General features: G+C 62.7%; 15 protein-coding genes. 7 read left to right on the top strand and 8 right to left on the bottom strand.

Translation table 11 applies throughout. From position 1 onward, the window contains the following. Nucleotides 1–7: 7 nt before the first annotated feature. Together ACILSQ_RS07900 and ACILSQ_RS07895 are read right to left on the bottom strand one after the other, a co-directional pair. On the bottom strand, nt 8–1,285 hold the full coding sequence (locus ACILSQ_RS07900) for an MFS transporter (protein ID WP_395743057.1): 1,278 nt from the start codon (nt 1,283–1,285) through the stop codon (nt 8–10). Nucleotides 1,286–1,351: 66 nt separating this feature from the next. Next, the gene (locus ACILSQ_RS07895; RefSeq protein ID WP_395743056.1) at nt 1,352–2,134 is read right to left on the bottom strand and encodes a hypothetical protein; all 783 of its coding nucleotides are present in this window, start codon (nt 2,132–2,134) and stop codon (nt 1,352–1,354) included. A gap of 147 nt (nt 2,135–2,281) precedes the next feature. On the opposite strand from ACILSQ_RS07895, the gene ACILSQ_RS07890 reads away from it, so the two are divergent. Together ACILSQ_RS07890 and ACILSQ_RS07885 are read left to right on the top strand one after the other, a co-directional pair. Beyond that, nucleotides 2,282–3,700: a caspase family protein gene (locus tag ACILSQ_RS07890; protein WP_395743055.1), complete on the top strand. Its 1,419-nt coding sequence runs from the start codon at nt 2,282–2,284 to the stop codon at nt 3,698–3,700. 9 nt (nt 3,701–3,709) lie between these two features. After that, a complete protein-coding gene (locus tag ACILSQ_RS07885; protein WP_395743054.1) occupies nt 3,710–4,117 on the top strand; it encodes a hypothetical protein in 408 nt (135 codons plus the stop codon). A 6-nt stretch (nt 4,118–4,123) separates the two neighbouring features. Here the strand turns inward: ACILSQ_RS07885 and ACILSQ_RS07880 are convergent, their stop codons facing one another. Together ACILSQ_RS07880 and ACILSQ_RS07875 are read right to left on the bottom strand one after the other, a co-directional pair. Next, complete coding sequence (locus ACILSQ_RS07880; protein WP_395743053.1) at nt 4,124–4,843, bottom strand: hypothetical protein; 720 nt, start codon at nt 4,841–4,843, stop codon at nt 4,124–4,126. Between the two features lie 65 nt (nt 4,844–4,908). Next, nucleotides 4,909–5,730: a TIGR00282 family metallophosphoesterase gene (locus ACILSQ_RS07875; RefSeq protein ID WP_395743052.1), complete on the bottom strand. Its 822-nt coding sequence runs from the start codon at nt 5,728–5,730 to the stop codon at nt 4,909–4,911. Nucleotides 5,731–5,790: 60 nt separating this feature from the next. Between ACILSQ_RS07875 and ACILSQ_RS07870 the strand changes: the two genes are divergently transcribed. Beyond that, the gene (locus tag ACILSQ_RS07870) at nt 5,791–7,308 is read left to right on the top strand and encodes a hypothetical protein (protein WP_395743051.1); all 1,518 of its coding nucleotides are present in this window, start codon (nt 5,791–5,793) and stop codon (nt 7,306–7,308) included. Beyond that, nucleotides 7,305–8,741, top strand: a complete 1,437-nt coding sequence (locus ACILSQ_RS07865) for a shikimate kinase (RefSeq protein WP_395743050.1) — start codon at nt 7,305–7,307, stop codon at nt 8,739–8,741. Before ACILSQ_RS07870 ends, ACILSQ_RS07865 begins: the two co-directional genes overlap by 4 nt. Here the strand turns inward: ACILSQ_RS07865 and ACILSQ_RS07860 are convergent, their stop codons facing one another. Beyond that, on the bottom strand, nt 8,742–11,417 hold the full coding sequence (locus tag ACILSQ_RS07860) for an ATP-dependent DNA ligase (RefSeq protein ID WP_395743049.1): 2,676 nt from the start codon (nt 11,415–11,417) through the stop codon (nt 8,742–8,744). Nucleotides 11,418–11,479: 62 nt separating this feature from the next. On the opposite strand from ACILSQ_RS07860, the gene ACILSQ_RS07855 reads away from it, so the two are divergent. After that, nucleotides 11,480–15,106, top strand: a complete 3,627-nt coding sequence (locus ACILSQ_RS07855; protein ID WP_395743048.1) for an SNF2-related protein — start codon at nt 11,480–11,482, stop codon at nt 15,104–15,106. Nucleotides 15,107–15,167: 61 nt separating this feature from the next. Next, a complete protein-coding gene (locus ACILSQ_RS07850) occupies nt 15,168–16,541 on the top strand; it encodes an FAD-binding oxidoreductase (protein WP_395743047.1) in 1,374 nt (457 codons plus the stop codon). A 2-nt stretch (nt 16,542–16,543) separates the two neighbouring features. On the opposite strand, the gene ACILSQ_RS07845 is transcribed toward ACILSQ_RS07850, so the two are convergent. After that, complete coding sequence (locus tag ACILSQ_RS07845; RefSeq protein WP_395743046.1) at nt 16,544–16,825, bottom strand: hypothetical protein; 282 nt, start codon at nt 16,823–16,825, stop codon at nt 16,544–16,546. Nucleotides 16,826–17,144: 319 nt separating this feature from the next. On the opposite strand from ACILSQ_RS07845, the gene ACILSQ_RS07840 reads away from it, so the two are divergent. Then, the gene (locus ACILSQ_RS07840) at nt 17,145–18,341 is read left to right on the top strand and encodes an FG-GAP repeat domain-containing protein (RefSeq protein WP_395743045.1); all 1,197 of its coding nucleotides are present in this window, start codon (nt 17,145–17,147) and stop codon (nt 18,339–18,341) included. Nucleotides 18,342–18,346: 5 nt separating this feature from the next. Here the strand turns inward: ACILSQ_RS07840 and fmt are convergent, their stop codons facing one another. Both fmt and ACILSQ_RS07830 read right to left on the bottom strand, forming a co-directional pair. After that, nucleotides 18,347–19,276 carry a methionyl-tRNA formyltransferase gene (gene fmt / locus ACILSQ_RS07835; RefSeq protein WP_395743044.1) on the bottom strand — a complete coding sequence of 310 codons (930 nt, stop codon included), beginning with the start codon at nt 19,274–19,276 and terminating at the stop codon, nt 18,347–18,349. An 8-nt stretch (nt 19,277–19,284) separates the two neighbouring features. Beyond that, nucleotides 19,285–19,923, bottom strand: coding sequence for an adenylate kinase family protein (locus ACILSQ_RS07830; protein WP_395743043.1), 639 nt, complete (start codon nt 19,921–19,923; stop codon nt 19,285–19,287). Nucleotides 19,924–19,937 lie beyond the last annotated feature (14 nt).

Raw genomic sequence — 19,937 nt, 5'->3', positions numbered from 1 at the left:
GCCCGCTTCACTTCTCAGTCAGTCTCTCATCACTGTCGATGAACATCCAGCACAGCGCTGAGACCAGATAGGTCGCCGCTGCGACATAGAGCGGCACGTTCCAGTCGTCCTTCACCGCATCCAGGATCCAGATGACAGCCAGCGGAGCCAGCGCACCGCCAAAATTTCCCATCATGTTCATGCTGCCCGAGACGGAGCCTGCCAGTTTTCCGCCGATGTCCGAGGCCGCCCCCCAGGCACAGGGCATGGACAGGTCATTGAAGAAGCCGGAAACTCCCATCGCCAGCATGACGAAAGTCGGATCGGACTGCCGCGTCGCCACGATGATGCTAAGCCCGGCGCCCAGCATGCCCAGCACCGCCACCACTCGCCGTGGCCGGCTGCTGCTGCCGCCCCGGCGTCTCTCCAGCCTGCGCGCCATCACGCCGCCCAGATAGCAGCCGATGCCGCCGAAAAACAGCGGGGCTCCGCCGAGCACCGCGGTCATGGGATCGTCCATGTTCATCTTCAGCGCCTCCTTCATGTAAGTGGGCATCCAGGTGATGTAGAAATACCAGACGTAGCTGATGCAGAAGTAGTACAGCCAGAGCAGCAGCACCGAGCGCGTCGTCAGCAGCCGCTTCCAGGGAATCGTCGCATGGCTGTCCATGTTGTGTTTCGCCTCTTCCAGCAGCGCCAGCTCCGCCGCATTCACACGGGGATGATCTGCCGGATTGTCCCGAAACCAGCGGCTGAAAAGCACCACCCAGCCCACACCGAGGCAGGCAAACACCGCAAACGTCCAGCGCCAGCCCACCGCGCCGGAGACCGCGAACACCAGCAGCGGCGAAAGCGCGCCGCCCCAGCGTGCCGCCAGCCAGGTGATGCCCTGCGCCACGTCCCGCTCCCGGTGCGGCAGCCAGATGCTGAACATCTTTGCAATGTTCGGAAAGCCTCCGGCTTCGCCCACCCCGAACAAAAACCGGCACACAATCAGCGAGAGCCAGTTCCACACCGCTCCCGTGGCCGCGGTGAAGACGCTCCAAAACATCACGATGCGCAGCAGCACCCGCCGCGGCCCCCATTTGTCCCCCAGCCAGCCGCCGGGGATCTCAAACAAGGCGTAAGCTGCCACGAAGGCCGTAAACACCCATTTCATCTCCTGCTTGGAAATGCCCAGGTCGGATTGGATCGTGGGAGCCAGGCTCGAAATGCACACCCGGTCAATGTAATGAATGACGCCGAGCATCACGGCGAAAACGATCACGCCATAGCGCGTGCGGGAGGGGCGGAGGGTGGCTTCCATGAACGGTTGGGAAAGCGCGCATGCTGTCACGCCGCATGCCGTGCCGTCAACAACTCAAACCTCCCATCACGGCTCGCCAATCGTCGGATTTGGCACCACCGCCGCGCTCGCTTTCACCGCACGCGTCAGCACCTCCCTGGGCTGCTTGCCGCCCGGCACCCGCTCATAGGCCATGCCTTTATAGCGAAGCGGCTTGTAGCCGAGCGCCAGCAGCGCCGCCAGCGGCGCCTGCTTGAGGCCGGGCTTCCAGTAGTCGGGGGCGCCGCCGGTTTCATAATAATAGATCCACGTATGCTGCGGATCGTACCACCCCGCGCAGAGTATGACGTGCCGGTGCGGAATGTTCAGCACGTCCCCGGGCTGCAGCTCCTGCGCACTGGCCAGCTCCGTGCAGACCGCCGGCAGGTGGCTGGTGTCGTGCACGCTCGGCAGTTTCAGGCAGCGAGAAACGAAGCCGGAGCAGTCCACTCCTGCGGCCTGGCTGCTCACGGCCGCATTGTCCGCACGGCGCTTTTCGGGAGACGACACATCCCCGCCGGCGCTGCCATTGCCAATGGCGAGATCAAACGAGGCCGGATCATCAAAGCCGCCCCACTTGTACGGCACGCCGCTGTTCACCTCTCCCGGCACCCACCAGCCCTTGCGGTCCTGCTGTGGTTCGTGTGTCACATCCGGCGTGTTCACCAGCACGCCCGCCTTGTCCTTCCCGTGCAGGATGTTCCGTGCAAAGGGACGCCAGGTGTGGCTGGCATAACTTTGTGCAATCGCCATCGCCTCGTTCGGCGTGACCTGCGAGGGCGCCGTCGGATCTCCCGGAATGAGGGGAGCGGCCTCGGCGGCATGTTTCAAGCTGGAGCTGCAGCTCGTCACGAGGAGCATTAGGAAAGGGAGGGCACACTTCATCGAGGCGGATGATGCGAGGACTGTCCGGCGGGTCAAACGATTGCGCCTGTCCATTTGGTTGACCTGTGCGTTCCTGCTTGCAGACTGCCCGCCATGACCTCCCGTCTCTGCATCGCAGGTTGTCTGCTGCTGGCCGCCTTTGCCCTGCGCACAGATGCCGCACCCGCAAAGCCCGCCACCCGCACCGCCCTCGTCATTGGCAACGCGAAGTACGAAGCCGCCGTGGGTCCTCTGCGCAACACGGCCAACGATGCCAGGGCCGTGGCCAAGACTCTGCGCGAGCTCGGCTTCGCAGTGATCGAAAAACACGACGTCACCCGCGATCAGCTGCTCCGCGCCGTGGTGGAGTTCCGTGCCACGCTGCCCGGCGCTGAAGTCGGTCTCTTTTACTATGCGGGCCACGGCATCTCCGTGGCAGGCTCCAACTACCTCCTGCCGGTCAAGTCCGGCTACACCTCCGAAGGCGCCGATGATGTGACCCTGCGCCTGCTGGCCGAAACCAAGCTCTTCAATGTCGAGCAGGCCGTGGCGGACATGAAATCCGCCGGCGCTCTGTGCAATCTCGTCATCCTCGACGCCTGCCGCACCACCGCCGTCGCACGCACCGGCCGCACCCGCGATGCCGCGAATCCCGGTGGTCTCAGCGAGATGAAGCCGCCCGCCGGATCGCTCATCGCCTTTGCCACGGATGCGGGACAAACCGCGCTGGATGGCGATGGCACCAACGGCCTCTACACCGAGGAGCTGCTCAAAAACCTGCGCACTCCCGGATTGACGGTGGAGCAGGTCTTCAAACGCACCCGCGCCGGTGTGCTGGAGCGCTCCAATGGCGGGCAAATTCCCGCGGAGTACTCACGCCTCGTGGGCGATGACATCTTCCTCGCGGGTCCGGCTCCTGCGCCTGCACCGGTCGCCGCGCCCGCCGTGGCGGAGGCGCCGCCTGCGCCTTCATCTCCGCCACGCACTCCCGATTCACCACCAGCACCGCAGCTGCCCACCTTGAAGGAGATCGCAAAACTGGCCGCCGCAGGCAAAACTGCCGACTGTGTTGCTGCCATGCAGCAGTACGCCCAGGCCAAGGGTCCGGGTGACTTTGCCGCCGAGCCCATCGAAGTGATGCTGGAGCGGGTGAAGGAGGATCTCAAGGACGCCACCAGCGCAACGCCCGCCGTCGAATCCACCGCCACCACCTGCGAACTCGTCCTGCAGGCCCTGCGCGACTGCCTGCCACCGGCGCATGAAAAGAAAATTCCCTTCACCGCCAAGGCGCTTAACCGGCGCGGCGATGCGCTGCTGCTGCTCGGCCGTGCGGATGAAGCGCTGGACGCCTACAACGCCGCCCTGCCGCTCACGCCCGACGACGCCTACATCCTCTACAATCGCGGCCGCGCCTATCAGGCCCTGGGTAACAGCGACAGCGCCCGCGCAGATTTCACCGCTGCGGCGGACGACAAGGTCAAACAATCCGGTGCCCGGAAGCTCGCGCGGGAGGCGCTGGCAAAACTCAAATAATCCCACGCCATGCCGAAATCCTGGAGCGAAAAATTTGCCCACCCGCCCAAGCCGGACGTCTCCCGCCTGGGAAAGCCCTATGCCGGACATGGCGAAGGTGAAAAGATGCTGATCCCCACGCCCGCCGTGGTGGCCGCCTATGTGGCTAAAATCCCACGGGGCGAATCCCGCACCATGCCGCAGATGCGCGAGGATCTGGCCGCCGCACATCGTGCCGATTTCACCTGCCCGCTCACCGCCGGCATCTTTCTGCGCATCGCCTCGGAGCTTGCCTGGGAGCAGCATCAAAACGGCAAACCGCTCGATGAGATCACGCCCTTCTGGCGCGCGGTGGACGTGAAATCTCCCATGGCCAAAAAGCTGGCCTGCGGCGTGGATTTCATCCTCAAGCAGCGCAAGCGCGAAGGCATTGCGTGATCCTCCTCACTCCTCCCAGCCAATGCGTTCCCGGCTGGCGAGATACAGCAGGCCCATGAAGCGCGCGTGGGCGATCAGAAAATAGGCGGACACAGAGCACGCGATCAGCGCACGGACAAACGTGGCCTGCGAGGCGGGCAGCATGCCCCATACGATCTGAAATGACAGCGGCACCAGCACCAGCGTGGCCCCGCACAGCATGAAGGACGCGCCGCTTTTGATCATGGCAGGCACGATGCGGTGCGGCAGCACCTGGGAAAAATTGTTGAACACGATCAGGGCGATCGTGCCCATGCAGAAATACTCGCAGCCAAGCGCCGCCGTGATCTGGCAGACGAGTTCGCGCCACTGCGGATAGGGCGCCATCATTTCAGCCACCGCAAAGACCGGCACCCACGCGATGCACGCCAGCCCCGCCATGCTGAGCAAGGAGGACCACATGTCATCGGTGTCCATGGTGGTGTTCTGCCACTCCTCCTTGCCCCAGCCGATCAGCGTCTGCTCGATGATCGTGAAATAGCAGCGCACAACCACAGCGACGAGTGCCAGCGCCGCAAAAATGATGCGGCCCGAAATCAAAATCTTTCCCGTCTTTAAAGTGCTGACCGCCACCAGCACCAGAAACCCCGCCGCGCACAGCACCACCAGCAGAAACCAGCTGATCCTGACCAGCGGATAGCTCAAGGCATCGACAACAGCAGGAACCGGACGTTTTTCTTCAGACATGCGCGCCTTCTAGCCAGCATCCTGCGACCTGTCACTAAAAAAGAAGCTGTAAATCACCTCCACCCTCACTCATGCCACGTCCGCGCGATGCGCTCAATCTTGAGCGCCTTGCCGGTGGCGGGATCGATGGTGACCAGCGCGCCATTCACCCGCACGGCACCGCTGCCCACGCCAAACCGTGTGGGCATCATCGTGTGAAACCGCTCCAGCACCGGCTCGATCTGGCTGCCGATCACGCTGTCCATCGGCCCGCACATCCCGGCATCACTTTGAAAGGCGGTGCCTTTGGGCAGCACGCGTTCATCCGCCGTGGGCACATGGGTGTGGGTGCCGATGACCGCGGAGACCTTGCCATCCAGATGCCAGCCCATGGCGACTTTTTCGCTGGTGGCCTCGGCATGGAAGTCCACAAAGATCACCGGAGTCTCCTGCCGCAGCTTTTCCACACAGGCGGCGATGGCGGGGAAAGGATTGTCGAGCTGCTGGTTCATGAAGGTGCGGCCCTGCAGGTTCACCACGGCCACCTTGCACTTTTTGGACTCCAGCACCACGAAGCCGCTGCCAGGCGTGCCTTCCGGATAGTTCATGGGCCGCAGCATGCGCGGTTCATCGGCCAGATAGGGCACGATCTCCTTCTGGTCCCAGATGTGGTCCCCGCTGGTCACCACGGCCGCACCGGCGCGCATGAGGCTGATGGCGATCTTCGGCGTGATGCCGCGCCCGCCGGCGGAGTTTTCCCCGTTCACCACGATGAAGTCGAGCTTCAGCTCCTCCTTCAGCACGGGCAGCAGCAGGCCCACCGCCTTGCGCCCCGGCTCCCCCACCACATCTCCCAGAAAAAGCAGCCGAAAGAGTCCGTCCGCGCTGTCAGCCGTGTTGTCATTCATCGTGCCGCTACTTAGTAGATGATGAAGGCGGGGATCAAGTCTAGGATGCGATTTATGATGATGAAACGAACGTTGCGTCGCTGCCTGCTGCCAGTCATGCTCCCGCCTGTGATGGCGGTTTCGAGCGTGGCGCAGACGATCGCGCCCGTACCGGCCCCCGCTGCTCCGCTCAGTCCCGCGCAGGTGACGCCCGGCCCCATTCCTAGCCCGACCCCGGCCCCTGCAGCTCCCACGCCGCCCCCGGCCGTGCCCGCAGCTCCGCCCACAACGCCAGCCCCCCCGCCGGCCACACCTGCCACTCCGCCCGCCGCACCTGCTCCACCTGCTGCTCCACCTACAGCTCCGCCCGCCGCACCCGCTGCTCCGGCCCGCCTGGACCGCCTGAGCCCGCTCGGCTCCAAGCCCGACTGGCTCAAGCTGCAGTCATTTCACCAAACCCTTACCCGCGGCGAATTCGAAGCCGCCGTCCGGGATGTGTATTCGGATGGCTCCCCTTTTCCGCCACCATGGAAACTGGAGGCAGACGGCGTCGTCATCCAAACCGGCGATCCGCTCAAACCGGAGGCTCGCGTGGCCTTCGCCACCCATGCCGAGACTCCGCTGCCTGGCTCACGCACCTGGCGGGCTGCGGCCGAAATGCCACCGCTCAACGGCCGGCCTCTGCTGAGCGACATTCACATCGCCATCGATCCCGGCCACATCGGCGGCGCCTACGCGGTGATGGAGGAGCGCAGGCTCAGCTTTGCCCCCGGCGAGGCCATTCAGGAGGGCGACCTCACCCTCACCACCGCCCAGGTGCTGGCCGAGCGGCTGAAAACTCTCGGCGCCTATGTCTCCCTCGTGCGCGACCGGGCGGAACCCGTGACGCTGCAGCGCCCGGCCGATTTCGTGGTGCAGGCACGCCAGATCCTTGCCGATGCCGGCTTCCCGCAGCCGCAGGAAAATTACAACGGCGTCACCGGCGATGCAAAAATCCTCACGGTGCAGTGGCAGAGCGAAAAGCTCTTTTATCGTGTCAGTGAGATCCATGCGCGTGGCCAGAAGGTGAACAACACCATCAAGCCGGACCTGGTGCTCTGCCTGCACTACAACGCCGAAGCCTGGGGCGACGCCGCCGCGCCGCAGTTCTCACCGATGAACCACATGCATGTGCTGGTGAACGGCTGCTACGCGCCCGTGGAGCTGGAGCAGCAGGACGTGCGCTTCGAGATGTTTCGCCGGCTCTTCTCCCGCATCCACCAGGAGGAGCTGCCGCTGGCCGAGTCCGTGGCCAATGGCATGCGCATCGCCACCGGCCTGCCAGCCTACGTTTACACCACGCCCAATGCCCGCCACGTCGGCACAAACTCCTATGTTTATGCACGGAACCTGCTGGCCAACCGCATTTATGACTGCCCCGTCGTTTACCTGGAGCCTTACGTCATGAACAATGAGGAGACCTACCGCCGCCTGCTGCGCGGGCACTTCCTGGGCCGCACGCTCATCTCAGGACGCCTGCAGACCAGCGCCATCGAGGACTACGTGCAGGGAGTCGTCAAAGGCGTCACCGCCTACTATCAGAAACACCGCCAGCCATGAAGGTGATCATCGCAGGATGTGGGTTTGTCGGCGAGCGCACCGCTGATCTTCTGCATGCCGCAGGGCATGAGGTCATCGGTCTCACGCACTCGCCGGAATCCGCCGCACGCCTCGCCACGGTGAAGCCATGGCATACGGCAGCCTGTGATATTTCGCAATCCGCCGCCGTCACCGCGCTCGCTGGCACGCTGGCGGCAGCAAGCATCGACGCCGTGATCCATTGCGCCAGCTCCAGCCGCGGCGGGGCTGAAATGTACCAGTCGGTGTATGTGGATGGCATGCGGCATCTCGCCCAGGCATTCCCCGCCGCCTTTCTGCTCTACACCAGCAGCACCAGTGTTTATCCCCAGGCGAACGGCGAAGAAATTGATGAAACCAGCTTTGCCGATCCGGACCGCGACACCGGCCGGCTGCTGCGCGAAGCGGAAAACATCGCCCTGAATGCAAACGGCGCCGTCGCGCGCCTCGCCGGCATCTATGGCCCGGGGCGTTCCTTTGTTTTGAAGAACCTCCTCGAAGGCAAGGCCGCCGTCGAAGGCAATCACGGCCAGGGTCGCATCCTCAATCAAATCCATGCGGATGACGCAGCAGGCGCTCTCGCGCATCTCGTCACACACCGCCTCAGCGGCATCTACAATGTCGTGGATGACGCACAGATGACGCAGCGCCAGTGCCTGGAGCGTTTGTGCCCCCTCTTTGGCGTCAAGATGCCCGGCACGCGCGAGCCTGATCCCAACCGCAAGCGCGGCTGGAGCAACAAACGTGTGTCCAATGCAAGGCTGCGCGCCACCGGCTGGGCGCCGCGCTATGCCAGCTACTTCGATGCCCTGCGCGATGATCCCGAACTCGCCTCCTCGATTCTCGATCTGGTGCAAACCGCCGGCGAAGCTCCGCCGCCCCGGCAGCCCAACATTCTTCTCATCGGGCTCATGGGATCGGGCAAGACCACCGTCGGCCGCATCGTCGCGCAGATGATCGGCTTCAAGATGATCGATACCGACCACCTCATCGTGGAGGCCGCTGGAAAAAGCATTCCGGAAATCTTCGCCGCCGAAGGCGAGGCGGGCTTTCGCCTGCGGGAGTCCGCGGCCCTGCGCTCGCTGCTGGGCAAGCGCGGCTGCGTCATTGCCACCGGCGGCGGCATCGTCACCCAGCCGCGCAATCTTCCCATCCTGCGCCACCTCGGCTACACCGCCTGGCTGGAGGCGGACCCGGAACGCCTCGCACGACGCACGGCCATGAACAACAACCGCCCGCTGCTCAATGGTGAGGAGGATCCGAAAACCAAGCTGGAGCGTCTTCTCACAGAGCGAAAGCCGCTGTACAAAGCGCTGGCGGATCTGCGCATCCACACCGCCGGACTCACGCCGCAGGAGACCGCCTACGGTGTCATGGAAAGCGCCCGCGTCTTCTTTGCCAAGATGCGGAAATAGTCACGTCGTGACTCCCGCGAGCTTTCGAGCATAGGTCAGCGTGTCGATCTCTGCAGGCGTCTTGTCACGCCGGATGGCCTTGATGCGGGGGAAGCGCATCGCCAGCCCGCTGTCATGCCGGTTGCTCGCCTGCACCGAGTCAAAGGCGATCTCCAGCACGATCTCCGGCGTCACCGTGCGCACACTGCCGCGCTGGCTCACGGTGGTCTGTGTGAAGTGCTCGGTGAGCTCCTCGATCTCCGCATCCGTCAATCCGCTGTAAGCCTTGCCGATGACACGCAGCGCATTGCCGGCCTCCTCATCCCGCACGGCAAACGTGTAGTCGCTCAGCACATGGCTGCGTTTGCCATGCCCCTGCTCCGCCTTCACCACCACCACATCCAGCGTGGCAAAGGCCTTCTTCAGTTTCAGCCACGACCTGCCCCGCCGCCCTGGCGAATACGTGCTCAGTGCATCCTTGGCAATGAGTCCTTCATTCCCGCGCCGGCGCGCTGCATGGAAGGAGGTCTCGATCTCCTCCGCGCTGCGCACCTTCATCACCTCGATCAAACTCAGTCCGACGGGCAGTGCGATTCCTTCCAGCTCGGCACGGCGCGCCTCCAGCGGCTTTTCCAAAAGCGAGGCGCCATTCTTCCACAGCACATCAAACACCACGTATTTCACCGTCACATCGCTGGGCAGAAAAAGGTCCGCCTGATCCCGTCTCCCCAGACGCTTTTGCAGATCGAAAAAGGACAGCTTCTTGTCCTCCGCATGCGCAATGATCTCGCCATCCAGAATGACATCGTCAGGCAGCGCGGCGGCAGCACGCATGATCTCGGGAAACTGATTCCCCACCGGTTTGAGATCGCGGGTGAAGATTTCCACGCGCTCCGCCGTGCGGTGCATCTGCGCGCGGATGCCGTCATACTTGTCCTCCAGCCACACTTCGGAGGTGTTCAGCCGTTCCCAGATATCCTGCGAGGTTTCTTCGGGAGAGGCCAGCATCACCTTGATGGGCACAAAAGGCCGCGGTGTGGCTTCATGCAGCCGGTGCACGCTGGCCAGCGCGGCTGCATAGCCGATGTCTCCGCAGAGCATCGCAGCCTCGCGCACCGCATCCGCCGTGACCTCGAAGGCCGCCGCCACCGCTTCCTCAATGAGTCCCTCCTTGGACCCCATGCGCAGCTCGCTCGTCATCAGCCGCACCAGCCACGATCCGGCTGCAGCGGTCAGATTTCGCAGCCGGGTTTTAATGAGCGTCACGCGCTCCATCTGACCGCCCGCTTTGCTCAATTGGTCAAACAATGCCGCCACATCACTCAAAGAACAAGGCGTGGGAGAGAGCGCGGCCCGTTGCAGCACCAGAAACGCCGTACGTCCCAGGTCAGCCTGGGAACGCGAAATGACACGGTACTCCGCCTCATTCACGCCGCTAATCTCGATGAGTGCGCGTTTGATCAAAGACCATCCCGTGTTCAGCGGAGTGTCCCCGGTGCTTCCCGAAGAAAAGCGTGCGGCAAGAGGCAGTTCGTCTGCCACCGGCAGGCTGCGCAGCATCGCCGCCAGCAGCTCCACCTTCTTCAGACGAGATGCCACCTCAGCCGTCTGCGCGCAGGCCTCCGCCCATTGTGCAAAGCTTCCCTCTCCCCAGTCGTCCGCTTCCCTTTCCACTGCCGGACGAGAAACTGGAGCTGCGTTTTGCAGTGTGAGCTCAAGCTGGTCCGCCCTATCCAGCGTCCACGCTTCGAAACCTCGCAGCCGTAGATCGGCGGCAAACTCACGCGTGTAGCCATGCACCAGCCACACCCGCCGGGGCTTCACCTCCTCCACGGTCTCGATCAGCTCCGGATAATCGGCGTGATCGCTCAGCGGAAAAATTTCATCGACCTGATAACGGAACTTCGCCCCCGGCTGCAGCGCCCAGCCCGTGAGCATCGCCGTGCGGCACACCTTCAGCTTTTTGATCGCAATGGAGCGCCCGTTGCTCGGTGGGAAGAGCAGCACATGCCCCGCCGCATGCGCCGCATCAAACAGCTGGTACTCCGGCAGCCTGCCCAGCAGCGGCGCCACCGCGCGTGTCATGTCCCAGATGGACTTGTGCACCATCACCGGATGGCCGGCCTCCGCCAGCGCGCAGAGAATCTCCTGCGCCTTCCCCAGCGAGTAGCCCAGCAGCACGGGAATGCCGCCATCCTCCAGCGTTTCCTGCACAAACTTAAGCACCTGCGCCACCACCTGCGCCGTTGGCGGAAAGGTGAACTGTGGCAGACCAAAGGTGCATTCCATGATCAGCGTGTCCGCCTGCAGCAGCTCGCACTTTTCCGAGCTCAGCCCCTGGCGCAGCTTGTAGTCCCCCGTGTAAAGCAGCGTGGCCCCATCGGCCTTCCGCGTGAGATGCAGCATGGCGGAGCCGATGATGTGCCCCGCGGGCAGCAGCCGCAGCTCCCAGCCTTCCCATTCCACCACCTCGCGCATGGGCAGCACGCGCATCTCGCCTTCACTTTTGTAGCCATAGCGCGTCTTCATCAGGTCCCGCGTCACCTCGGAGCAGAAAGTCATCTCATGCCGCGCCACGTGGTCGCTGTGCGCATGCGAAATAAACGCCCGCTTCCCGCCAAAATGCGGATCCAGCCACAGGTCCGCCTCAGGCAGATAGATCCCGTTGGGGTGCGTGACTTGGATCAAGGACGGCATGCGAGTGGTGTATTTACGCTTGAGCAAGCGGTGCCGCCTTTCCATTCTGCACGCCCCCCGTCGTGTCTGTCCCGCCTCGTCTCATCCTCACAGCTCATCAAAGCGCGCTGATTGCTGAAAGCCTGCCGTACTTCACCAAGCGAAGCAGAAAGCAGGGCGCCCAGATGTTTGCGAGGCAGGCCGTACGGCAGGTGTCGTCTCCGGCACGAGACGTCATTCAGGCCGAGGTACAGGACGAAGAGCTCCACGCGGTCAGGCTGGAATTTGATGCCTCAGGTTTTAACGCCTGCTGCACCTGCCGCGAGCAAGTGGACTGCAAGCACGTGGTCGCCCTGATCTTGCAGCTTGAGATCTGGGCCGTAAGTGGTCGGGTGGCAGAGACAGGGTCGGCCAGACAACCGAAGCCACCCAAACCTGCCGCCAGCCAGCCGGACGCGGATTCCTTCGCAGGCCGCGCCGCCGCCCGGCTGGGCATCGCCCTGACCACCCCGCAGTTAAAATTTCTTCAGCAGGTCGAGGCGTGGTGGTCAGGCAGGCTGAGTGCCGTTCTGCAATCCGACCTTTTCCATCTCTGCGGCAGGCAAACTTACTGGGGCTACGGTCAGCAGCAGCTCTGGCCGCCAAAACACCCTCCCGCTGATGAGACCGAGTTCTTTGCCTGCCTGGGCGCGGCGCTGAAATCTTGCAAGCTCACGATGCCGGACGGCCTGGCAGGGCTGGTGGACGCCAGCGTCCAGGAGCGACTCATTCAAAAATGGAAACGCCTCCAACAAATCGACGAATGGCAGCAGCGTCTGGGCTCCTGGCAGGAGCCGCAGTTCGACCAGGCCACTGAAGCGCCGGAGCTGCGCCTCATGCTGCATCCCCAGAATGTCCAGATCCAGGTGCGCCACCCCGGTGACGCCGAATTCGGCAAGGTCACGCTCAAGCTGCTCAAGCAGTTTTGGGGAGCCTCCGTTTATCAGGGCAGCCTCCCGCAGAACCAGCTCAGCGCTGGATCAAATCTGGTGTTGAGAGCCGCACTGCAGGATTACGGAGACCTTCGTGCCAGCGAGATCCCGCCTCTCTCCGGCGCGCTTGCCAGGAGCTTCGGCCAGCTACTTTCCACTCCCCACTTGTTTCAAGCCCACGTCGTCACCGCCACCGGGGAACCTCTGCCCATTCTGGAGGAGCCTTTGCGCTGGGATCTGAAGCCGCCAGCCGCGGCAGGGGGCGATTACGAACTGCGCCTGCTTGATGACGAAGGCCGTACACCGCAGCCGCCGCTGGCCATCGTCTCAGGCTTCCCCCTGCGCTATGTCACACATGAGGCGGTTCACAGCGTGAATTACTGGCCCTTCGGGCGTGAAGCCCAGCGCTGGCCGGTCCGCATTCCAGCCGCGGCTCTGGAAACAAAAGAGGGCGTCAGCGCTCTTGCCAAACTCGGCGTGCCCGTGCCCCAGCGCCTCGAAGGCCGCGTTAAAATCGTTCGCGCGGAGATCGAGATCCGCTGCAAGATCCATCACTACCCCCACTCAAGCAGCAGCGAATACCTGCGGGCGCACACGCAGGCGAAATTCAGCGGTGAGAACGAAGTGCAGTTCTGGAACGGCGCAAACTGGACTCGCCCTGCCCGGTTTCTCAATCCGCGACACTCCTCGTCCCGCCCTGCCCCTGACGAAATCGTGCAGTATGATACATCTCCTCTGCCCCTCACCGGCGCGTGGCTGGCACAATGGCCCTTCAAGCTTGTTTACAACGGGGTGGCTGATCAGTGGCTCGAACAACGCATCCAGGGCAAGGACTGGCCGGAGCTTTTTCTCGCCTGGCTTGACCGGCGCCCTCAAGGCATCATTGTCGAACTCGACGCCGAGCTCGCCAGCCTGCGCGATGGTAAAGTCGCGGGCCATGTGCGTCTTGACATCGAGGAGTCCAAAACCGGCATCGACTGGTTCGACCTCAGCGTCGCCCTTGATGTCAGCGATTCCACCCTGACCCAGGACGAAATCGATCTGCTGCTGAAAGCGAAAGGCAAATGGGTGCGCCTTTCCGGCAAAGGCTGGCGCAAACTTGAATACCAGCTCAGCGAGGCGCAGTTGCAGGAGCTCGCCGACCTCGGCCTCGCGGCGCACGACTTCAGCGCGGAGAAGCAGCGCCTCCATGCCCTTCAGCTCGGCGCCCTGGCAGGAAAGGACACCACGCTGCTCAGCGCGGAGCGCGTGGCGCAGGTGAAGCGGCGTGTGGAGGAAATCCAGACCCGTGTCACGCCACCGCTGCCAGAGGGCATCACCGCCACGCTGCGTCCTTATCAAACAGAAGGCTTCCATTTCCTGGCCTACCTCACCGCCAACCGTTTCGGCGGTGTGCTGGCAGACGACATGGGCCTGGGCAAAACTTTGCAGACACTCACCTGGATCGCATGGTTGCGCAGCGAGCAGCAGGTGAAGGAGCCCCTTCTCGTCATCTGCCCAAAGTCCGTGCAGGACAACTGGCGCGGTGAGGTGGAGCGATTCTTTCCCCAGCTCAAAGTCGAAGTCTGGAACCGTGCCAGCGCTGGCAAGACCGGCCTTGGAGGCACCTCAGACCTCCTCATCATCCACTACGCTCAGCTCCGCATCCATGAAGAGCTGCTGCGCCAGGTGGAATGGGGTGCGATCATCCTCGATGAGGCGCAGGCCATCAAAAATCCCACCTCCCAAAATGCCCAGGCCGCCTGTGGCCTGAGGGCACGGCACCGCCTCGCGCTCACGGGTACGCCCATTGAAAACCGCCTGCTCGATCTCTGGTCCATCTTCGGCTTTGCCATGCCCGGCGTGCTCGGCACCCGCGCCGCTTTTGCCAGACACTTTGACGGCAAGGACGACCCGCTGGCCCGCCGCCGCCTCGCCGCACGCACCCGCCCCTTCCTGCTGCGCCGCACCAAAAACGAAGTCGCCCGCGATCTGCCAGATCGTGTGGAGGAGGACCTCCTCATTGAGCTGGAAGGCACCCAGGCCGCCCTGTATCAGGCCGAAATCAAACGGGCTCGTGCGGAGCTGCTGAAAGCCGAGACCAGCAGGCAGCTCGACAAACTTCGCTTCAACATTCTCACCAGCCTTCTGCGCCTGCGCCAGATCTGCTGCCACCCACGCCTGCTCGGTCTGGATGCCACCGAAGTTAAAAAAGGCCGCAAAAAAGCCGCCGAACCCACGAATGAAAGCGCCAAGGTCGCGGCGCTCATGGAGCTGCTGGAACCCCTCGTGGAAGAAGGGCAGAAAGTGCTCGTCTTCTCCCAGTTCGTGGAAATGCTCGCCATCATTGAGGCGGAGATTCAGGAGCGCGGCTGGCAGTCCTTCAAGCTTACCGGCCAGACCGAAGACCGGGGCACACTGGTCGGCGAATTTCAGAAGCACGTAGGGCCCGGCATCTTTCTCATCAGCCTCAAGGCCGGCGGCTTCGGACTCAATCTCACCGCTGCCAGCTACGTCGTCCTGTTTGATCCCTGGTGGAATCCCGCCGTCGAGGCTCAGGCCATCGACCGCACCCACCGCATCGGCCAGCAGCAGACCGTCTTCGCCTACCGCCTCATCGTGAAGAACAGCATCGAGGAAAAAATCCGCCAGCTTCAAAAACAGAAGGGTTCTCTGGCCAACGACATCCTCGGCGAGGAAAATTTCGCCCAGGCCCTCACCCTCGGTGATTTCCAGTTCCTCCTCGGTGGAGACGATTGAACGCCAAATGTGGCACAAGGCATGAAGTTGCAAGGCCGGGCATCCGGCCCCAAGAATGCGCATGGCTGTCCTCGCCGATCAACTCATCTCCCTCCTCGGTCCCTCGCGCGTCTCCGTGACGCAGGCCGACATCGCCACGCACAGCACGGACAAGTGGTTCGCGTCCAATCCGCCCGAGGTGGTCGTGCATGCGGAATCCACCGCCGAAGTTTCCGAAGTGCTGCGCTTTGCCAATGCGAACCGCATTCCCGTCACCCCGCAGGGTTCGCGGGTCGGCTACGTGGGAGGCTGCGTTCCGCTGAAGGGTGGCATCGCCCTTTCAGTGGCGCGCATGAACAAGATCAAGGAGATCGCCCTGGCGGACGGCGTGGCCGTGATCGAGCCCGGCGTCATCACCGGCCATCTGCAAAACGAAGTACGCAAGCTCGGCTGGTTTTATCCGCCTGACCCGGCCTCGCTCAAAGAATGCAGCCTCGGCGGCAACATCGCCACCAATGCCGGCGGTCCGCGCTGCCTCAAATACGGCGTCACACGCCACTACGTGCTCGGTCTGGAGGCCGTGCTGGCAGACGGCTCCATCGTGAAGGCCGGTGGCCGCTGCCACAAAAACAAAACCGGCTTCGACCTCGTTGGTCTAATGGTCGGCAGTGAAGGCATGCTCGGCGTCGTCACGGAGGCCACCCTTCGCCTGATCCCGCATCCACCCATGCGTGCGATGCTCTCAGCAGGTTTCAAATCCTTCGCAGAGGCCGCCAATGCCGTGCAGCGCATCCTCGGCAGCGGCTTTCTGCCCAGTGCACTGGAAATCGCCGACAAGTTCACCCTGCGCGCCGCGCGCGAATACCTCGGCGCCTCCGTCACGCCGGAGGGCGATGCCCACCTCCTCGTCGAGATCGACGGCCAGCCCGACTCCGTGAAAGGCGAGATCGATCAGCTCGCCAGCCTCGTCACCAGCCTCGGCAGCATCTGCCTGAACCAAGCCATGGGGGATGAAGCCTGCGAAGCTTTCTGGAAACTGCGCCGCGAATTCAGCTACAGCCTGCGCAACACCGGCCTCATCAAACTCAACGAAGACATCGTCGTCCCCCGCGGTCGCCTCGTGGATCTGGTGGATTTCGCCGAACAACTCCAAAGCGAAACCGGCTTCCCCGTCGCCTCCTTTGGCCACGCCGGCGATGGCAACATCCACGTCAACATCATGGTGCCCACCATGGACGACCCCGCCATCCGCGAACGCGCCGAGGTTGCCTTGGATAAACTCTTCCACCAGGTCATCGCCTGGAACGGCGCCATCACCGGCGAGCATGGCATCGGCATCGCCAAAAAACGCTGGTGGCGCGACGCCATCCCACCCGCCGCTCACGAAATGCACCTCCGCCTCAAAGCCGCCCTGGATCCCAACGGCATCCTCAATCCCGGGAAGTTTCTGGGCTGAGGCTAGTTGGGCTCTGCTTCAATGGAGAGCAGCTCCACGTCGTGTTCCGAAGCGACCACGAACCAGATGCGAACACGCAGAGGGGTTCCATCATCGCGTAGAAAGCGGGTGGATTCTGCCACACGCAGTCGTTCAGTCCCAGGAACAATGGGGAAATCATCCGCAAGCCTCGCAATCGCCCAGAGAAGACCGGCGAGGACATCATCCATCTTCTCAACCTCACCCAGCTTCGAGACCTGCCAGGCGTAAAGTTCGCTTTCGCGCAGTGTGAACAGATTAGACATTCCACCCGTGCTTGCGGATCAATTCGTGTGATCTGGCGACGGTTTCCGCACCCACTGGCTGGTCGGAGACATGCCTGACCTCTGCTGGAACTCCCTCCGTCCCGGCCCAGGCATCCGCCACGGCTTTACGCAGCCTTGCGCCCGGTTGCGAACGCCACCAAGTCTCCAGCACACCTCTTTCCTCCAGCGTGAGCTGGGAGATGGCAGATTGAATTTCACTTACGGAAGACATAATGGCAGTGTATGCCCAAGGATTGATTTTGCAAACAACTGCTGCCTGCAAGAACCTCCGTCTTCCCTCTGTTCCTTCCCTCTCACCATGACCAAACTGCTCATCCCTGCCCTGCTGCTCGCGCTTCCACTTTCCGCGGCCGATTTGAAGTTCAAAAAGTACACGCTCACCGAGGAGTTCGTGGCGGAAGGCGCGCACTTTGCAGACTTCGATCACGATGGTCAGAACGACGTCTGCTCCGGCCGCTTCATCTGGAAGGGACCGGAATTTAAGGAGCGTGTGGAGTTCGCACCCAAGTTCGAAAAGGAACCCTACGATCCTGCCAAGGGCTACAGCGACTTCTTCCTCACCTACACCTACGACTTCAACGGCGACGGCTGGAGCGACATCCTGGCCTACTCCTGGCCGGGCAAGGAGACCTGGGTGTTTGAAAATCCGCAGAACAAGGGCGGCGAATGGAAGCGCCACACCATCTTTGAAGTCACCGACAATGAGTCCCCCGATTTCAAAGACGTGAACGGCGACGGCAAGCCGGAGCTCATCTGCCACACCAATGGTCAGCTTGGCTACGCCGAGATCGACTGGAGCAATCCCTTTGGCAAAGCACGCTTCCGCCCCATCTCCCCCAAGTCTCCGGAGAACGACAAAAAATACTTCCGCTACACCCACGGCTATGGCGTGGGCGATGTGAATGGCGACGGCCGCCCCGACATCCTGGACAAGGAAGGCTGGCGCGAACAGCCTGCCGACACCAAGGCCGACAGCGACTGGGTCTTCCACCCGCAGCTCTTCACCGTGGCAGGCGGCCGTGGCGGCTCCTTCATCCTCGTCTATGATGTGAACGGCGACGGACGCAACGATGTGATCAGCAGCTACGACGCCCATGGCTACGGATTCGGCTGGTTTGAGCAAAAGGCTGACGGTGCCTTTGCGGAACACAAGCTCATGGGCGCCACGGTGGAGGAAAGCCCCGTGGGCGTCAAATTCAGCCAGCTTCACGCCATGCAGCTGGCCGACATGAATGGCGACGGCATCATGGACGTCGTCACCGGAAAGCGCCGCTGGGCCCACGGTCCGCTCAAGGATGATGAACCCAACGCTGCTCCCGTGCTCTACTGGTTTGAAATCAAACGCGATGGCAAGGAAGCGAAGTTCATTCCTCATCAGATCGACGACAACAGCGGCGTCGGCACCCAGGTCACCACCGGAGATGTGAACAAGGACGGCAAGATGGACGTCGTGGTCGGCAACAAGAAAGGCGTCTTCGTCTTCCTGCAGGAATAGACGGATCAGCCCAGCACATCACCCGCCTGCAGCGGGTGACCGCGCAAAAAGTCGGCGGCAGGCAGACGCCTGCCGCCTTCGATTTGCACCTCGCGCAGATTGAGCAGGCCCTTGCCGCAGCTCACGAGAATGCCGTCTGCATTCGCACTCACAATCGTGCCCGGCACGGGGCACGTATCGGCATCTGCAAGCACCTCAGCCTTGTGGATTTTCATCTGCGTGTCTTTGAACATGCAGGACGTGCCAGGCCATGGCGTAAACGCACGAATCAGACGGCTCAGCTCAACGGCCGTACGCGACCAGTCGAGGCGCCCATCCTGTCGCGTCAGTTTGCGCACATGAGTGACGCGGGATTCATCCTGCTTTTCACGAGGTGGATTTCCAGTGGCGAGGAGATCCAGCGCCTCCTCCAGCGCTGCGGGGGCCGCCAGTGCCAGCTTGTCATGCAGACTGCCGCCGGTGTCGTCATCAGCGATCGGCATGCGCTTCATCAGCAGGATGTCGCCGGTATCGAGTCCTTCATCCATGAACATGATCGTGACTCCCGTCTCCGTGTCACCATCACGGATCGCCGCCTGGATCGGTGCTGCGCCACGATGACGCGGCAGCAAAGAAGTATGCACATTCAGGCAGCCGAGCGGCGGCACATCCAGCACGGCGCGCGACAAAATCTGGCCATAGGCAACCACCACGGCGACATCAGCGCCAAAGGCTCTCAGGTCTTCCACTGCGTGCCGGATCTTCAGCGGCTGGATGACCGTGATGCCCGCCGCCTGCGCGCGCACTTTGACCTGAGGCGGGGTGAGCACCTGCTTGCGCCCCACGGGCTTGTCAGGCTGGGTGACGACGCCCACCACTTCGTGCTTCGGCGTTTCAAGCAGCCACTCCAGGGATGGGAGGCCGATGTCGCCGGTGCCAATGAACAGAACACGCATCGCGCCGGCTACACCTTCATCTTTTCCAGTTCCTTCCATTCCTTGAGCTGCATGACGCCGCCGAGGATGTCATACAAAACTTTGGCCGGCGCCTGGCTGGCATCAATGCCGAACACGAGGTCGCTGCCGTAATGGTCCAGGATCGGCTTCGTCTCCGCCTCGTACGTGGCAAAGCGCTGCTGGATCACGGCCTCGTTCGCATCGTCAAAGCGGTTGTCCTTCAGCGCGCGCTTGCGCAGGCGGCGGGCCAGTTCGGTGCGGTCCGGGCAGGACAGATGAAACACTTTCAGCACTTCAATGTGCGGCTCCATGAACTTGGCCTGCTCCACATTGCGCGGGATGCCATCGAGCACCAGGAAGTCGATCTCAGGCTTGAACTGATGAGCATCGATGCGCTGCTTCAGGTTTGCGTGCCAGAGCTGCACGGTGACGTCATCGGGTACGAGTTCACCGCGGCTGGAGTATTCGACGAACTTCTGGCCGATGGGTGTGCGGGTGTCGAGGGAACGGAAGACATCGCCGCAGGCGAGGTGGTGGAAGCGTGGGATGGAACCGAGGACCTTTCCCTGCGTGCCCTTCCCACTGCCGGGGGCGCCGAGGATGAGGAAGGCTTTGATGCGGGCGGCGGTGTGAAGAGCGTCAGACATGATTTTTGAGGAAG

This window comes from Prosthecobacter sp. (genome assembly GCF_044227185.1).
Lineage (GTDB): Bacteria > Verrucomicrobiota > Verrucomicrobiia > Verrucomicrobiales > Verrucomicrobiaceae > Prosthecobacter.
The sequence above is the reverse complement of the archived record's forward strand: the minus strand, read 5'-3'. Positions and strand labels throughout refer to the sequence as shown.

Excerpts from the sequence above, each read along its gene's own strand:
- ACILSQ_RS07875 (WP_395743052.1), bottom strand. The coding sequence starts at position 5,730 with ATGAATGACAACACGGCTGACAGCGCGGACGGACTCTTTCGGCTGCTT.
- ACILSQ_RS07850 (WP_395743047.1), top strand. The coding sequence starts at position 15,168 with ATGGCTGTCCTCGCCGATCAACTCATCTCCCTCCTCGGTCCCTCGCGC.
- ACILSQ_RS07900 (WP_395743057.1), bottom strand. The coding sequence starts at position 1,285 with ATGGAAGCCACCCTCCGCCCCTCCCGCACGCGCTATGGCGTGATCGTT.
- ACILSQ_RS07870 (WP_395743051.1), top strand. The coding sequence starts at position 5,791 with ATGAAACGAACGTTGCGTCGCTGCCTGCTGCCAGTCATGCTCCCGCCT.
- fmt (WP_395743044.1), bottom strand. The coding sequence starts at position 19,276 with ATGCGTGTTCTGTTCATTGGCACCGGCGACATCGGCCTCCCATCCCTG.
- ACILSQ_RS07845 (WP_395743046.1), bottom strand. The coding sequence starts at position 16,825 with ATGTCTAATCTGTTCACACTGCGCGAAAGCGAACTTTACGCCTGGCAG.
- ACILSQ_RS07830 (WP_395743043.1), bottom strand. The coding sequence starts at position 19,923 with ATGTCTGACGCTCTTCACACCGCCGCCCGCATCAAAGCCTTCCTCATC.
- ACILSQ_RS07865 (WP_395743050.1), top strand. The coding sequence starts at position 7,305 with ATGAAGGTGATCATCGCAGGATGTGGGTTTGTCGGCGAGCGCACCGCT.
- ACILSQ_RS07885 (WP_395743054.1), top strand. The coding sequence starts at position 3,710 with ATGCCGAAATCCTGGAGCGAAAAATTTGCCCACCCGCCCAAGCCGGAC.
- ACILSQ_RS07860 (WP_395743049.1), bottom strand. The coding sequence starts at position 11,417 with ATGCCGTCCTTGATCCAAGTCACGCACCCCAACGGGATCTATCTGCCT.
- ACILSQ_RS07880 (WP_395743053.1), bottom strand. The coding sequence starts at position 4,843 with ATGTCTGAAGAAAAACGTCCGGTTCCTGCTGTTGTCGATGCCTTGAGC.
- ACILSQ_RS07890 (WP_395743055.1), top strand. The coding sequence starts at position 2,282 with ATGACCTCCCGTCTCTGCATCGCAGGTTGTCTGCTGCTGGCCGCCTTT.
- ACILSQ_RS07840 (WP_395743045.1), top strand. The coding sequence starts at position 17,145 with ATGACCAAACTGCTCATCCCTGCCCTGCTGCTCGCGCTTCCACTTTCC.